The organism is Coleofasciculus sp. G1-WW12-02, from assembly GCF_040219735.1.
GTDB lineage: Bacteria > Cyanobacteriota > Cyanobacteriia > Cyanobacteriales > Coleofasciculaceae > Coleofasciculus.
Window position 1 is genome coordinate 39518 of the sequence record NZ_JAVJRX010000140.1, and the last position, 14240, is coordinate 53757.

At 46.5% G+C, this 14240-nt stretch carries 13 protein-coding genes and 1 pseudogene; 4 read left to right on the top strand and 10 right to left on the bottom strand.

What is annotated here, in order from left to right; genetic code table 11:
• Positions 1-27 precede the first annotated feature (27 nt).
• The 5 genes from RID09_RS22775 to RID09_RS22795 form a co-directional block, all read right to left on the bottom strand.
• A complete protein-coding gene (locus tag RID09_RS22775; RefSeq protein ID WP_446338200.1) occupies positions 28-1197 on the bottom strand; it encodes a glycosyltransferase family 4 protein in 1170 nt (389 codons plus the stop codon).
• Between the two features lie 438 nt (positions 1198-1635).
• The gene (locus RID09_RS22780) at positions 1636-2973 is read right to left on the bottom strand and encodes a glycosyltransferase (protein WP_446338213.1); all 1338 of its coding nucleotides are present in this window, start codon (positions 2971-2973) and stop codon (positions 1636-1638) included.
• A 66-nt stretch (positions 2974-3039) separates the two neighbouring features.
• Positions 3040-4491: a glycosyltransferase family protein gene (locus RID09_RS22785; RefSeq protein ID WP_446338201.1), complete on the bottom strand. Its 1452-nt coding sequence runs from the start codon at positions 4489-4491 to the stop codon at positions 3040-3042.
• Positions 4492-4732: 241 nt separating this feature from the next.
• Positions 4733-5401 carry a response regulator transcription factor gene (locus tag RID09_RS22790; RefSeq protein WP_446338202.1) on the bottom strand — a complete coding sequence of 223 codons (669 nt, stop codon included), beginning with the start codon at positions 5399-5401 and terminating at the stop codon, positions 4733-4735.
• On the bottom strand, positions 5379-6920 hold the full coding sequence (locus tag RID09_RS22795) for a sensor histidine kinase (protein ID WP_446338203.1): 1542 nt from the start codon (positions 6918-6920) through the stop codon (positions 5379-5381). The genes RID09_RS22790 and RID09_RS22795 overlap by 23 nt, the downstream gene beginning before the upstream one ends.
• Before the next feature lie 414 nt (positions 6921-7334).
• On the opposite strand from RID09_RS22795, the gene RID09_RS22800 reads away from it, so the two are divergent.
• A complete protein-coding gene (locus tag RID09_RS22800; RefSeq protein ID WP_446338204.1) occupies positions 7335-8336 on the top strand; it encodes an RluA family pseudouridine synthase in 1002 nt (333 codons plus the stop codon).
• Here the strand turns inward: RID09_RS22800 and RID09_RS22805 are convergent.
• Positions 8326-9075, bottom strand: a complete 750-nt coding sequence (locus RID09_RS22805) for a phycobilisome rod-core linker polypeptide (RefSeq protein WP_446338205.1) — start codon at positions 9073-9075, stop codon at positions 8326-8328. The two genes, RID09_RS22800 and RID09_RS22805, sit on opposite strands and share 11 nt — an antisense overlap.
• 175 nt (positions 9076-9250) lie before the next feature.
• Positions 9251-9838, bottom strand: a complete 588-nt coding sequence (locus RID09_RS22810; RefSeq protein WP_446338206.1) for a hypothetical protein — start codon at positions 9836-9838, stop codon at positions 9251-9253.
• A gap of 741 nt (positions 9839-10579) precedes the next feature.
• On the opposite strand from RID09_RS22810, the gene RID09_RS22815 reads away from it, so the two are divergent.
• From RID09_RS22815 to RID09_RS22825, 3 genes are all read left to right on the top strand, one after another.
• Positions 10580-11539 carry an orange carotenoid-binding protein gene (locus RID09_RS22815; RefSeq protein ID WP_446338207.1) on the top strand — a complete coding sequence of 320 codons (960 nt, stop codon included), beginning with the start codon at positions 10580-10582 and terminating at the stop codon, positions 11537-11539.
• Between the two features lie 153 nt (positions 11540-11692).
• Positions 11693-12019 carry a hypothetical protein gene (locus RID09_RS22820; protein ID WP_446338208.1) on the top strand — a complete coding sequence of 109 codons (327 nt, stop codon included), beginning with the start codon at positions 11693-11695 and terminating at the stop codon, positions 12017-12019.
• 23 nt (positions 12020-12042) lie between these two features.
• Positions 12043-12429 (top strand): chromosome segregation ATPase, encoded by a 387-nt coding sequence (locus tag RID09_RS22825; RefSeq protein WP_446338209.1) that lies wholly within the window; start codon positions 12043-12045, stop codon positions 12427-12429.
• On the opposite strand, the gene RID09_RS22830 is transcribed toward RID09_RS22825, so the two are convergent.
• From RID09_RS22830 to RID09_RS22840, 3 genes and pseudogenes are all read right to left on the bottom strand, one after another.
• Complete coding sequence (locus RID09_RS22830; protein WP_446338210.1) at positions 12426-13043, bottom strand: HEAT repeat domain-containing protein; 618 nt, start codon at positions 13041-13043, stop codon at positions 12426-12428. The genes RID09_RS22825 and RID09_RS22830 overlap by 4 nt on opposite strands.
• Before the next feature lie 211 nt (positions 13044-13254).
• Positions 13255-14037: a HEAT repeat domain-containing protein gene (locus RID09_RS22835; RefSeq protein WP_446338211.1), complete on the bottom strand. Its 783-nt coding sequence runs from the start codon at positions 14035-14037 to the stop codon at positions 13255-13257.
• A 21-nt stretch (positions 14038-14058) separates the two neighbouring features.
• Positions 14059-14240, bottom strand: a pseudogene (locus RID09_RS22840) (hypothetical protein); the annotation flags it as partial.

The window sequence follows — 14240 nt, forward strand, 5'->3', positions numbered from 1 at the left end:
AAACATCTGGGCGCATAAGCTTCGCCCCTACACCCTCTGCTCCTCTGCCATACCCGCGATTTCTAATAGACGTTTCGCGATCGCATCCCAGGTATGATGGTGCTGTATCGTCTGTCTGGCGGCTTTTCCTAGCTGTCTGCCTAATTCAGGATTATGGTAGAGGCGCTCTAGGGTTGCGGCTAACGCCACGGCGTCACCTGGAGGACACAATAAACCATTAATTTCATCCTCAATTAATTCTCTTAATTGTCCAATACGACTCGCCACCACGGGTAATCCGGCTGCCATATATTCATAGACTTTTAACGGTGAAAAATAGAAGTCAGATTGGTGCGGATAAGGGGCAACGGCAACGGTCATTTTTGCCAGAAGTACCGGAATTTTATCAGGAGTAACGGCTCCGGTAAAATGAGTCGCATCTAATAATCCGCGTGCTGACAATTCTGTGACTAAATTCTCCCGTTCAGGTCCATCGCCGACAATCAGTAGTCGCGTATTCCTATAGTTTTGATGCAGGGTGTCAAAGGCTTCGACTAAAATTGATAATCCATGCCAAGGCTTGAGTGTGCCAACAAATCCCACGGTGAATGTTTCCTGCTGAATCGATAATGGCGATTTAATATCACAAAAAAAACGCTCTGGGTTAACACCATTGGCAATCACATGCACTCGTTGATCCACTTCTAGATATGCTTCTAGATAAGTCTTAATTTCTTCAGAAACGGCAATAATTGCACTCGCCGTACTAAACACGCGCTGCGCTACTTGTTCAGCACTGGTGCGATTAACTAATCCCCGATGGTTTGCCTGTTCTTGAATCAAGGGAGCATTGACTTCTAAAAGTCCTGGTATTCCCCTAGACTGGGCATACTCCATCCCGGCAAAACTCCACAGAGAGTAACGCTCATAAACTAAGTCAAAAACACCGTTTTTTTCCAGTGTTAGACGCAGATTCCTATTAGCAGATAGGGCAGCTTGTTCACGGGCAGCTATTTCACCTTTGGGAATAGAGGGTAAACGATGAACAATCATAGTTTCTAAACCGGGTGGCGGCTCACCACCGATTCGGGTGGCAAATAACTCAACCTGTATCCCTAGTTTTAGCCAAGCGCGAATCACCTCCTGAACATGAATCGAGCAGCCTTTTTGACCAAAAACCGGAATACCTGGATCAGCGCAAATGTAAGCAATTCGCATAATTTATCTCCTCAATAAACGATAAATGAGTCTGTAGGGGCGGGTTTCACAACTTAATTCTATTCTTGACCCTAATGTCAATAAACCCGCCCTGTATCAGGGATGAAATAAATGGGGTTGTCGGGGCGGGTTTTACAATTTAACTTTATTCTTGACCCTAATGTCACCAAACCCGCCCTGTATCAGGGATGAAATAAATGGGGTTGTCGGGGCGGGTTTCACAACTTAACTTTATTCTTGACCCTAATGTCACCAAACCCGCCCTGTATCAGGGATAAAATAAATGGGGTTGTAGGGGCGGGTTTCACAACTTAAGTTTATTCTTGACCCTGATGTTAATAAACCCGCCCCGTTCCAAGTCTGGAATAAAAGGGTTATTTGACTAATGACAAGATATCCTGTAGGGTTTCGCTATCGCTCAACCCAACCTACTTCTATTTAAATGTTTTGTGCAAAACTAATATGATCTCCTGGGTGAGACTGGTGCGAGATATGATCAGAAACTACCGGAAAATAATTTAACTTATCTGGATTAACGACTTGATTAAAAATATTTCGCAAAGCAGCAGTATTACGATGAATATCAAACTCTGACTCAATTAATTGCCGCGCTTTTGTTGCCAGTTTCACCCGTAAACTTGGATTAATCAGTAAGCGTTCCAGGGCATTTGCCAACACCTGAGAATCATGTTGATCCACCATCAATCCCGTATCTTCATTACGCACAACTTCTGGAATCCCCGTTACATCAGTCGCCACACAGGGCGTACCCAGTGCCATCGCTTCCAGTAAAACTGTTGGTAAACCCTCACGATTTCCATCACTGCCAATAATATAAGGTGCAGCAAATACAGCCGCATTCTGGATATGCTCAAAGACTTCATTTTGAGGACGTGAACCGATAATTTCAACGGTTGATTGTAAACCGAGGCGTTGAATTTGCTCTCGCAGAATCGCTGCTAATGAACCTGATCCAATAATTTGACAATGAAACGAACAGCCCCGATGGGCAAGAATGGCACAGGCGTCAATTAAAACCGAAACCCCTTTTTTCTCCACCAATCGGCTGACTGAAAGAATGGTGGGTGGGCGATTTTGGGGAGATTTATACGCCAATTGCTTTAAATTTAAGCCATTATAAATCCGCTGGATATGGGCGGCGGCTGTACTGTATGTCTGTTGTAAATAGTTGAGATTATAGTCACTAACCGTAATCACACTTGCCGCATCTTGCAGCTTCCGTTTCATGTCTTCAGGTTCGACACTTTCATGGAAAATATCCTTAGCATGAGCGGTGAAAGTGTAGGTTATTCCGGCAAAGTGGGCAGCCAGACGAGCGACACTGGTTGCCACTGTACCAAAGTGAGCATGTAAATGATGAATGTTTTTTAACCGAACCTCTCGTGCTAACCAAGCGGCTTGATAAACGGTACTGGCTTTTTCCCCTTGAGCAAACTCTAACTTTGCCCAAAAATTGGGGATAACTTTACTGGCTTCCTGAAGTTCTGCCCAGAAGAAGCTCGCGGCTGTTGGGTTAAGGCTATTGAGAGAATCACTTACTCGCCCTTGGATGGGTTTACGAATATAGTAAACGGGAGCGCGGACTTGGGAAATAATATTTTGGAAATGAGTCTCAGCCGGAGGGCGCAGGGCAAATATTTCTATTTCTAATCCAGCGGCTTCATGGGCTAAAATCTCATTGACGACGAATGTTTCTGAGTAGCGCGGATAACGCTTGAGGACATAACCAATGCGGTTTAATTGTGTGGAAAGCATCATTTAAATGGGGGATTGGGTAATTTTTGAATATGTAGGCGCTGGTTTTACCGATAAGGTTCCGGCTCAAACCACTAACTGAACTAAACCCGCCCCGATTTGATCCGTTTTATCCATCAACGACATCACCGGAGCATTAGCCATGGAAACAACGGGGGAAGCCACGACGGATTCGAGGAAGTGAGGCAAACGTGCCAACCCATGGAAATCGATGCGATCGCGTCGGTGTGTCGATGTTCCGATTGTCCGCGACAGCCATTCACTTAAGGCGGTGGGAGTGACATCATCGGGATGCAGCATATCAATTAATCCCAAATCCTGTAACCGTTTAGCCCGGATTAACTGTTCCCGTCGTGGTTTGACTCGTGGTACAATTAGCGCGGGTTTGTCAAAGGAAAGAACTTCGTAGGTGGTGTTGTAGCCGCCCATCGTAATTACGCAATCAGCCCGATTCAACAGTTGGGTTGGTTCAGCCAGAAACTCCAGCACTCGTAAACGGGGATGTTTCGCCGCCATTTCGTGTAAGTGTTGACGCACTGAAAGGGGCATAAATGGACCGGTTAAAATCACCCCATTGGTGTCTGGAGGTAAAGTCGTTTGGGCAAAAGTTTCAGCTAGCTTATCCCCATCTTGTCCTCCGCCAACCAGACAAAGCGCCAGCCGCCCAGGGGGGAGGTTTAGTCTCGCTAAGAGGTCAATCTCAGAATTATCCACAAATTCCAGTCGTTTGCGCTGGTCAAAACAGCCAGTATACCGTACTTTAGCCGCTATATCTGGGGAAAATTTACACTCCTCAACCAGATCCGAGATTCTGGGATCGCCGTAAATCCACACGGCATCATAATACTTACGAATAATTTCTTCATTAGCCGCCTGCTGCCATTCATGCTGTACTTTTATCGGATCATCGAGGACATCCCGTAAACCTAAAACACAACGGGTGTCTGTTTGAGTATGCAAATACTCTAGGGTTAAATCTAATTCTCGAATTGCCCCTCGTGGCACATTATCGACAATGAAGACATCCGGTTGAAAGGATTCGACAGTAGCCCGAATAATATTAGCGCGGAGATTGACAATGTGCTGAAGCGAGAGATCCAAGCGACGGGATTGATACTCTCCATTCGTTCCTTTATGCAGAGCCGGAAGCGCCACATAGTCTACGCCATCAGGGATATGCAGATTACTTGCCTCACTCATGCCACTAATCAGCAGAATGTCTGTGGGTAAAGCAGACTGGGCAAGGGTTTGGGCAATTAATAAGTTGCGTCGTTTATGACCCAAACCCATCGTATCATGAGAGTACAACACCACCCGCAATTTCCGAGTTCTGGCGCTATTCGGTTGGACAATCGCTGGAGCTAGATGGGAAAACCAGCCAGTATGAGCCGCATCAGTCGCACTACTGGTTTGTTCCTCTAAATGAAGATGTGGTTGAATCCTTAAGGTTGGCGACTCAATACGGGAATATCCTGGTGTGTGTAAATAACTTCCGAGTCTTGGCTGGTGTGCTGACATCGTTCTCTCCTTGTACTCTGAGCTTTGTCTGAGCGGTTGAATAAACCTTTGGCGTAGGATTAGAAACTCGGATTTCTACACGAAATGTGCTTTACGTTTACTTAACTTTAATTTAATTAAGCTTTGTTAAGAGTACATGAGACTTTCATGAGAAATCTTTCATGTTTGTCAAACTGTAGAGACGTTCCATGGAACGTCTCTACATGGATTGTTTATGAATTTGTACAGGTAAAACTACTGATCAAGTGCGGAGGCGATAACCCATCCCTCTGACGGTTTCAATTAAGTCACTCCCTAACTTCTTACGCAGATATCCAATATAAACATCGACGATATTGGAACCCGGATCGTAATCATACCCCCAAACATGACTGAGTAACCGCTCTCGACTCATCACTTGCCCTCGATGGCGTAACAGGGTTTCTGCCAGGGTAAATTCTCGCGCAGATAGCTCAACGAGCTGACCCTTGACATGAACCTGACGAGTCAGTAAATCTAAAGTAACTTCCCCTGTCGTCAGCACCGTCTCCTCTTGGGCTTTGGGCAAATAGTTATTACGCAACCGCAGGCGCACCCGGGCTAAGAGTTCTGCAAACTGAAAGGGCTTCGTCATGTAATCATCAGCCCCTCCCTCCAATCCAGCCACCTTATCATGGATGTCATCACGGGCGGTGAGAATAATAATCGGGATCTGTTCTCCTTGACCCCGTAACTCCTCTAGGATCTGTAAACCATCTTTGCCTGGAAGCCCCAAATCCATGATCAGCAGGTCAAATTCGTGGGAGAGAACCATAGCCAGCGTCTCTTGAGCATCGGTAGCGACGCTGGTGGTAAATCCGTTAGATCGCAGCCCTTTCTCGATAAATGCGGCAATACGGGGTTCATCTTCAGCAATCAGAATTCGATTCATCGGGTAGGATATCCTGTTTTGGCTCTAGAGGGATAACAATTGTAAATTGAGTGCCAGCACCAAGTCTGCTTTTGAGTTTCACTTGACCCCGATGCGCCTGAGCGATCGCTTGAACGATAGACAATCCTAAACCCGCGCCTTCAGAACAACGACGACTATTAGGGAGTCGGGCAAATCGCTCAAAAATCCGCTTTTGGTTAGCTGGATCAATTCCGTCGCCAGTATCACGAACCCAGAAACAGGCGTAGTGGCGATTGATCGCTGAACCCAAGGCGATTTGCTCTCCCGGTTTGGTGTGTTGGCTGGCATTTTCAGCCAGATTCATGATTGCTTGCGTGAGGCGCTGACGATCGGCGACAATTCGACCTGACGCGATCGCATCCAATTGCCAGTCTCGTTCGGCTAAGGCTTTGGCTTTAGCAAAAAGTTCCTCGGTGAACGAGTCAATATCTATTATTTCAACCTGTAAAAAATCTCGCCATTCTGCTTTCGCCAACAGGAGTAAATCATTAACAAATCGGTTCATCCGATCCAATTCATCAAGGACTAATTCTAATGTTTCCTGTTGGGCTTTTGGGTCATCATCCCATAATTCCAGATGACCTCGGATAATCGTAATCGGTGTCCGCAATTCGTGACTCGCATCATTGATAAAGTCTCGTTGGCTGGTAAAAGCTCTTTGCACACGATCCAGCATTTGATTCAGCGTGATTGTCAGTTCAGCCATTTCACCGTAGCCTTGTAGAGGAATACGTTGGGTCAAATCCGTTTCACTAATCGAACGCGCCGTTTCTGTGATCGAACGTAGGGGGGCTAACACTCGTCCAGCCGCAATCCAAGCCACGACGAAAGCCGCAACCATGACGATCAAGGTTACCTCAATAATCACCACAATCACTTCATTAATTTCTTCCTCTTCACCCGCGATGGAATTGGCGACAATGAACAGTCCCCGAAGTTCTCCACCGATTTCCACAGGTTTGACATAGTAAAGGATAGAACCAACAGATGTTTCTTCCTGACCTTTTGTCGATTTTGTCAGATTACTCCAGCCTTTAAGTAGCTCTGAATCCGGTTGCAGCGGAGCGGGTAGTGCTTTTGGGCTGGATTTGTAGAATTGACCATCCACAATTGTCAGCAGAAACTCTCCGTCATTGGGAATATTACGGGATAGAAATACATCAAATAAAGTGGTTATATCATCGTCAAACGGCTGACCAGTAAAGGGGTTTTTTCCTTGTTGGAGTAATTGCTGAAACTCCTGCATCTCTTGGATGAGATAGCCGTCGATTCGTTTGTATACCTCCTTAAATAGAACTTGACGAATCAGCCCAACTGATGTAGCCGTAAAGCAAACCATTAGCAGGACATACCAGACAAGAATACGAGTTCGTGCTTCCCAAAATAGATGACGCCAACCCCAACACCTTTTAGTTTTACTCGCCTCATGATTTTGATCAAACTTGGCTGAGGTGAGGTTGTTACCCGGCTTAGTCACGTCTGTTCCCTGGTCGTTCATGAGTTACAAAACCTGATGTTGATTTTAGCGAATTTAATAATTCAGATGCTGTCGATAAAGTCATAAATTTCTACTTTTTATAAATTGTTTAAAATTTAATACCAAAATAAGGTAAACTAAATTTGAGTTGGGTGTAGGGGCGGGTTTCACCACTATCGTTTCTTACCTGACCCAGATGTAACTAAACCCGCCCCGACTTGAGGGTGTATGTCAACTTTGTAGGTACTGACTTAAGGTTGGTGGGTACTGCCCACTCTACTGGACTGACACAACTAAAATTGTGGGATAGATTTGACGATTAAATCGGGCGCACACCGTGTGCCCCTACAATTCTAATCCACCAAATAAGGTGTGCCACGCCACTACGGCTTAAGGTTAAATTGGGTCTATAGGACACAAATAAGTCAAACAAGCGTGAAAGAAATTAATGTATACTGCCAACAAAACAGTGAGCGACTCGATCGCTATCTTGCCCAACAATTACCCGATCTATCTCGTTCTCGAATCCAAAAACTGATTGAAGAAGGGAATGTGCAGCTCAACGATAACCTCTGCACCTCAAAAAAAGCCACGATTCAACCTGGAGACTCTATCCACCTCACTATCCCCGACGCCAAACCCTTAGAGCTAAAACCAGAAGCAATTCCCCTGGATATCCTCTATGAAGATGACCAAATCCTGATTGTCAACAAACCCGCTAACTTAGTCGTGCATCCCGCCCCTGGACACGAAAACGGCACACTTGTCAATGCCCTGCTTGCCCATTGCCCCAACTTAGCTGGAATTGGTGGCGTACAACGTCCCGGAATTGTCCACCGTTTAGACAAAGATACCACCGGTGCGATCGCGATCGCCAAAACTGACCACGCCCACCACCACCTACAAGCCCAACTCAAAGCCAAAACCGCCCGTCGAGACTATCTCGGCGTTGTCTATGGTTCTCCCTCAACCGAGACAGGTACAATTGACCTGCCCATCGGACGTCATCCGAGCGATCGCAAAAAAATGGCAGTCGTTCCCCTAGAAAAAGGTGGACGCTCTGCAATTACCCATTGGCAGATTAAAGAACGCCTGGGCAACTACACCCTAATCCACTTCCAACTCGAAACCGGACGAACCCATCAAATTCGCGTCCATACTGCCCATATCGGACACCCTATCGTCGGAGACCCCGTTTATAGTAAAGGTCGAGATATCGGCGTCAATCTCCCTGGACAGGCACTTCATGCATGGCGACTGCGGTTACAGCATCCCAATACAATTGCCCGTCCCCTCTCTCCTAACCAAGGAGACCAAAGGACGGGCAATAAACCTGGGGACTGGATTGAGGTCATTGCCCCTCTCCCCCCAGCCTTTAACACACTCCTAACCGTACTGCGACGGCGTGCTTCATCCGTTCCCTTCCCTAACGCTTAGGTACACGGGACATGTAATCGATATTCTGGGCAGACACGCGGGGAAGTGGATTGGGTTGGGCATTAACTCCCCGTGCCATATCCAGGAAGTTCGTAGGATCACCTGCTTTAGCCTGCTTGTCTTGCGGGACAAAGCGGCGTACTTCGTTCTGCCAAATAATTTGGGGGAAGCCCAGTTGAGCGCGGTAGTAGCCGTCGTAGCGGGGTGATTTAATGTTAAAGGGTCTTTCACCTTGACGGCGACCGGGCAATACACGACGCCGTTGATAGGGAACGGTGTCATAACCAAAGTTGGTCAGGTACTCTTCGCTGTTGAGTAGTTGATCAACAAAGCCCTTAATCCCCTTGGTCGCCACAACGATAGACCAAGCAATTTTTTCGCGTTCGTTGTAAACATCGCGCCCTAATACCCGTTGCACGCACTGTTCAACAAAGCGATAATTGCTGTTTTTCTCGTAGAAGCTGTTGTAGAAGGTTTTCGACAGCAGCAAGCCACGAATGAAATCCCGCACCGTCAGTTGACCGTTGCGGAGTTGGGATTCTAGGAACCGTTCCCGATCCCAAGCAAAAGCATAGAAGAAGATCTGACGGTATGCCGCTTCGATCAATTCATCCATGTCTGTGCCGAACAGGATGTTCTCTGTTGTGTAAATCCTTGGTTGCTCATCTCCGGGTACTTCATAACCAGCGACACGCTGATTTTGACTTACCGGAGTGTAGCTTAATAAAGGTAGCGCCACGTTTGAATCTCCGTAATCTTAGAAAATCTTACAAACCTTAACTTTCAAATATATAACAGATTATGTAACCTTCTTACAAAATTAGTCATTAGTCATTGGTCATTGGTCATTGTTCATTGGGAATCTTTTCCCTCATCTCCTCCGCACCTGTGCTCCCCCATCTCCCCGTTCCCAACTAAAAGTAACCCATCCAGAACGCCAAGGGATTTGCTAGTGAGCGACAGTGGGGCCAATTTCGCAAATAGTTTTCCAAATCAGGTTGCCAGACTGGAGGTCTTAATCCAAGTCCTAAGCAAAGATGAGACAAAACTTCAAAAAACCGCCGATCATGACCCGGTGATCCTACATGAGCATGGGCATATTCATGGACGACGATACCTAACCAATCTGGCGGTGCTGTTCGTCCCACATCAATGAGGATGGTAACTGGATTGAGGAGAATGTTACAAAAGCCATCAATCCCATACTCCTGGGCTAACGGCGCTGCCCCGATCTGGATCGGACGACGCAATTCTGGATGAAAACAGTCATGACAGGCGTTGAGACAAGAATTGAGTTCAGCGTTGACTGTATCAATGTTATAACCAATCCAGGTACAGATGCGATCGCGTACCCGATGATTATCACTGATATCAACCATACGTGGCTCTAATGCTAGCTGACGTACAGCCTCTAGGTACTCATAGCCACGTACCAACGGTTCATTTATACTCTGGGATTTCCCCACCCAATACGGACTCACTTTGTCTCGCTGCTCAAACATTTCGTGACATGCTCCCACACCAGATCAAAGATTCTGGTGTGAGCTTCCAAGCTTCACAAATTGGATTTCCTGGTTTTTCCCGTTCGGCTGACGCTCACGGCGGAAGCCTTGCGGGATTTCGACACTTACCTAGACTCAGGCGAGTACATTTGGGTCCCCGGTAGACCGTCTGCACAGGCAGTTTCCATTCCCGCTAGCCCGGCGGTACTGATTAGTTTGATTTGCGTTGGTTGTTGATTATCAAATTCGAGAATCAACTCACGGTGCAGCAATTTCAACTAGCTTTGTGAGCAGATGTATCGAAGGATGATGTCAATTTACCACATTGATCTTGGGGGAGTCCAGTGTATCCCAACGCCCAATGAAAAATTATGGCGTGGGTCTTATTGCTCCCCCTCTCCCCCCACAATTAGATAAATTCTAACTGCTGATGGGGTGACAAGCAAGCTGAAACCACTACCAATCAAGCTTTCAGGACTTTACCCCCATAGAGACATTTTGACAGGTTTCCCAATTTCCCAAATAATGATAGATAAGTCTGATGAAAATGATAAGCACTTGTAGCGGATAAAAAACTGCCAAAAAAGATACAAAAAAATCTAAATATATATTTACACTTACTTACAATTTGTTACTATTGTTTTTAGCGAAGAGATTTTATGCCTGCCCTAGAGAGTCCAAAACAGCTCAGGACAGGCGCTTACGTAGCATTTTGATAAATTTTCCTACTAGGAGAGTCTTATGCCTTTTACCATTGATTCAGCTCGTAGTATATTTCCTGAAACCCTAACAGCCGATGCTGTACCAGCCACGATTGCCCGTTTCACTCAACTTAACGCTGAAGATCAATTAGCTTTAATCTGGTTTGCTTACCTGGAGATGGGAAAAACCATCACCATCGCTGCGCCAGGAGCCGCAAGCATGGTGCTTGCAGAAGGAACATTGAATCAAATTCGGCAAATGTCTTTCCAAGAGCAAACTCAGGTCATGTGTGACTTGGCAAACCGCGCCGATGCGCCGATTAGCCGTACTTATGCCAGTTGGTCGGCTAATATCAAGCTGGGCTTTTGGTATCAGCTAGGACAATGGATGGAACAGGGGACAGTCGCACCTATTCCAGAGGGTTATCGGCTATCCGCCAATGCAGCCGCCGTGCTACAAGCCATTCGTAACTTAGATCCGGGACAGCAAATTACGGTGCTGCGGAATGCGGTTGTGGATATGGGGTTTGATCCGAGTAAACTGGGTAGCTACAAAAAAGTCACTGAGCCAATCGTTCCACCTAAGCAAATGTCCCAACGGACGTCGGTGACGATCCAGGGAGTTGACAACCCGACGGTGTTGAGCTACATGAATTACATGAATGCCAATGACTTTGACGCCCTGATCCAACTGTTCACTGATGATGGAGCGCTGCAACCTCCGTTCCAAAGACCGATCATTGGTAAAGACGCCGTCTACCGCTTCTTCCGGGAAGAATGCCAGAACCTGAAGCTGATACCGGAACAAGGTGTTTCTGAATCGGCACAAGAGGGTTATACTCAGATCAAAGTCACAGGTAAAGTTCAAACTCCTTGGTTTGGTGCCGGGGTGGGAATGAATATGGCATGGCGGTTCTTGCTTAACCCTGAGAACAAAGTCTACTTTGTGGCAATTGATTTATTAGCCTCGCCGAAGGAGTTACTCAACTTAACTCGGTAACAACTCTAAAAACTGTACTCATAAGAGTCAGTTTGAACTTCTAGAGGAGCTTATCTAAAGCCATGTTGAGTAGGAGTAAATCGTAGCACGTTGTAAATGATTGAGTGAGCACTCCCTGCTCTTATGGGTTGGGAGTGTTCAAAACACTGGACAATGCAAGTAAACGAAACTATTTGGTCTGACGTAGAGCAACAAATCGCCAAAGATGCTTTTGAGAAAGCGTATCAACGAGAAACTAATGCTTTGATCACACAGGTGCGGGAATACGCCAGTGGAATTACTGAACTCGATCAGGTTTGGCGTCTGCACGATTTTTTGAGTGCAAGGCGGCACGATATTGATGGTAAGTACGACTATGACTATTCCGCTCTCCTGTTTCTTTTCGCTAGGTTAGTTAAAGAAGAGTGGCTAAAACTGGAAGATTTGAGCGGTCTAGATCAGAGCAAACTGGCTAAAATAACTGCCCTGGCTCGGATGTAACCTTCCGCTTTGCTATAATCTGAATGTTTAAATCCGGAAACCCGGATGCCTTAGTTAGCAAACTTAAAGGACTTGTAGTCGTTTTGGAATTACCACCTCTCAAACCTATCGAGCCGCCAGGAGAACCGCCCCCTGTTCACAGCAATTGGTACTTGGTCAATGTTCGCCATAAGAAACGTGATTTATTTTTGAGATGTCTGAATATTGTTATCGAAAAAAATCAACTGAACGATCTAATTTTAGCGGTTGAAACTCCTGATGATTCAGTGTACGAAGATATCGTTTTACTGAATTTGGCTAGCTTTAAAGCTGTGCAAACCCACATTCAAACGATTGAGTCCTGTCAGAGAATCGAACCGAAACCATTACCACAAGCACAAGTAAGTCTAATGTTGGCAGCGAGCAGCTAGATGATGGATTGTAACTGTGCGATCGCGCGGTTCAATCGTGCTTGTACCACCCGATCCGACTCTTGAGTCAACGCCTGTTGTAAGGGAGGCATAACTTCTGGCTGGGCAATATCTTGTAAGGACGCGATCGCAGCATAACGCAGCGCCCAATCCTCTGGTGTCAGTAACGCCCAGGTCAATTTGTCTATGGCTTGACTAATAATTGCTGCATCCTTGGCTAAACTGCCAATCCTTCCTAACCCGCGTGCAGCTACGCGCCGGACATTTCCTTGACAGTGATTCGCGACGGATGTGCCGATGACATCCTCTAACAAACTCAGCGCCTTTGGGTCACCAATTCGCGCTAAAGCCTGAATGATATGGGCTTGCACAGCCTGGTCACCCGAGGCTTCAAAGGCGGCAATTAAAGGATTAACGCTGGCTGACCCCAATTTCACTAACCCGTCTACAGCGGCGACTGGGACAGCCGGATGATGATGACTTAATGCCCCAATTAACGCTGTGATTACGTCATCGCTAGCAGGCTGCGCTTGAGCAACTAACGCCTGAATTGCTTCTATGGCTTCGTTGGGCGTAGCCGCTTGTTGTAATTTTTGTCCTTTGTTATTTGTCATTGGTCATTCGTCATTGGTCATTGGTCATTCGTCTTATGTACAGTCGGGGCGGGTTTAGTTACATCTGGGTGTAACCGAAAAGATAGTAGTGAAATCCGCCCCTACACAATCTCCCCCATCTTCTGATAACTGATAACTGATAACTGATAACTGATAACTGATAACTGATAACTGATAACTGATAACTCCCTCATCTTCCCCAGCTTCCCTGCTAGAGCTGAATTAACAACTGATCAATCGTGTCAAGCAGAAACTGGCATTTATCCTGTTGATTTAATTCTGCTTCTGTATCACTTTCTAAGATAGCTTCTAACATCCGCTTGATATTCAGCAGCTTTAAACTATTAGGAACCTTCGCCTGAATAATCGCCTGCGCTGCGGCTAAATGACCGATCGCGCCGAGATCAAACATCGCCGCCCAGCGCAAATACATATTGGGATGATCCAAATTCTGGATAATCCGCTCAATATATTGCGGCTCTTTTGTCAATAGATATAAATACCGAGCCGCTGCACATTGAACCCGTTCCGACTGATGGGTTAAAAAGGGTTCAATCTGGGGACGGGCTTGCCAAACCTCTAAAGTCCCTAACGCTTCAATCAAGGCTTCATAGGGTTGCTCTGCTTCAGCGTTTAGGAGATTCAGCAAGGGAGAGACAGCGCTGCGATCGCCAATTGCAGCTAAAGCCTGAATAATCGCCTCTCGGAGGCTGAGATCAGGACAATCTAAGGCAGCAATTAACGCGGGTACAGCTTGGGGATTTTTTAACTCACCCAACGCTCGCGCCGCTTGGCGCCGCAAGGGATATCCACCCGCTTGGGTGCGATAGGCTTCATCCTGGAGGGCTTCACATAGCACCGTCCACGAATCCTGTACCTGATGTTTACCCAGCCACCAAGCGGCATAATAGCGCAACTGATTATCGTCTCCTTTTAAGGCAGCGATCGCGGTTTGTGCCGAACTTATGGGTTGGGGAGGAGGAGCGGTAGTCATTTCTACAAAAAATTGGAGATCTCAATCGCCTTTTATATGAACTACCCGCCCCTCAACGAAGTAGGGGCGGGTTTCTACATCCTGCCCCGTAGGTTCCGTAGCGGATTTTTGACGCTTCATTTGCCCCAGTTGCTTCATCGATCCAGCTTGCTTGCGCTCACGGGTCTTTGAAGTAGAGCGTGGTGCATCTGCGTCTGCGAGGC

What these genes read in the sequence shown, in the direction of transcription:
- RID09_RS22780 (WP_446338213.1), bottom strand. Translation starts at nt 2,973, where the DNA reads ATGCTTTCCACACAATTAAACCGCATTGGTTATGTCCTCAAGCGTTAT.
- RID09_RS22785 (WP_446338201.1), bottom strand. Translation starts at nt 4,491, where the DNA reads ATGTCAGCACACCAGCCAAGACTCGGAAGTTATTTACACACACCAGGA.
- RID09_RS22810 (WP_446338206.1), bottom strand. Translation starts at nt 9,838, where the DNA reads ATGTTTGAGCAGCGAGACAAAGTGAGTCCGTATTGGGTGGGGAAATCC.
- RID09_RS22790 (WP_446338202.1), bottom strand. Translation starts at nt 5,401, where the DNA reads ATGAATCGAATTCTGATTGCTGAAGATGAACCCCGTATTGCCGCATTT.
- RID09_RS22815 (WP_446338207.1), top strand. Translation starts at nt 10,580, where the DNA reads ATGCCTTTTACCATTGATTCAGCTCGTAGTATATTTCCTGAAACCCTA.
- RID09_RS22830 (WP_446338210.1), bottom strand. Translation starts at nt 13,043, where the DNA reads ATGACAAATAACAAAGGACAAAAATTACAACAAGCGGCTACGCCCAAC.
- RID09_RS22820 (WP_446338208.1), top strand. Translation starts at nt 11,693, where the DNA reads ATGCAAGTAAACGAAACTATTTGGTCTGACGTAGAGCAACAAATCGCC.
- RID09_RS22795 (WP_446338203.1), bottom strand. Translation starts at nt 6,920, where the DNA reads ATGAACGACCAGGGAACAGACGTGACTAAGCCGGGTAACAACCTCACC.
- RID09_RS22825 (WP_446338209.1), top strand. Translation starts at nt 12,043, where the DNA reads ATGTTTAAATCCGGAAACCCGGATGCCTTAGTTAGCAAACTTAAAGGA.
- RID09_RS22775 (WP_446338200.1), bottom strand. Translation starts at nt 1,197, where the DNA reads ATGCGAATTGCTTACATTTGCGCTGATCCAGGTATTCCGGTTTTTGGT.
- RID09_RS22835 (WP_446338211.1), bottom strand. Translation starts at nt 14,037, where the DNA reads ATGACTACCGCTCCTCCTCCCCAACCCATAAGTTCGGCACAAACCGCG.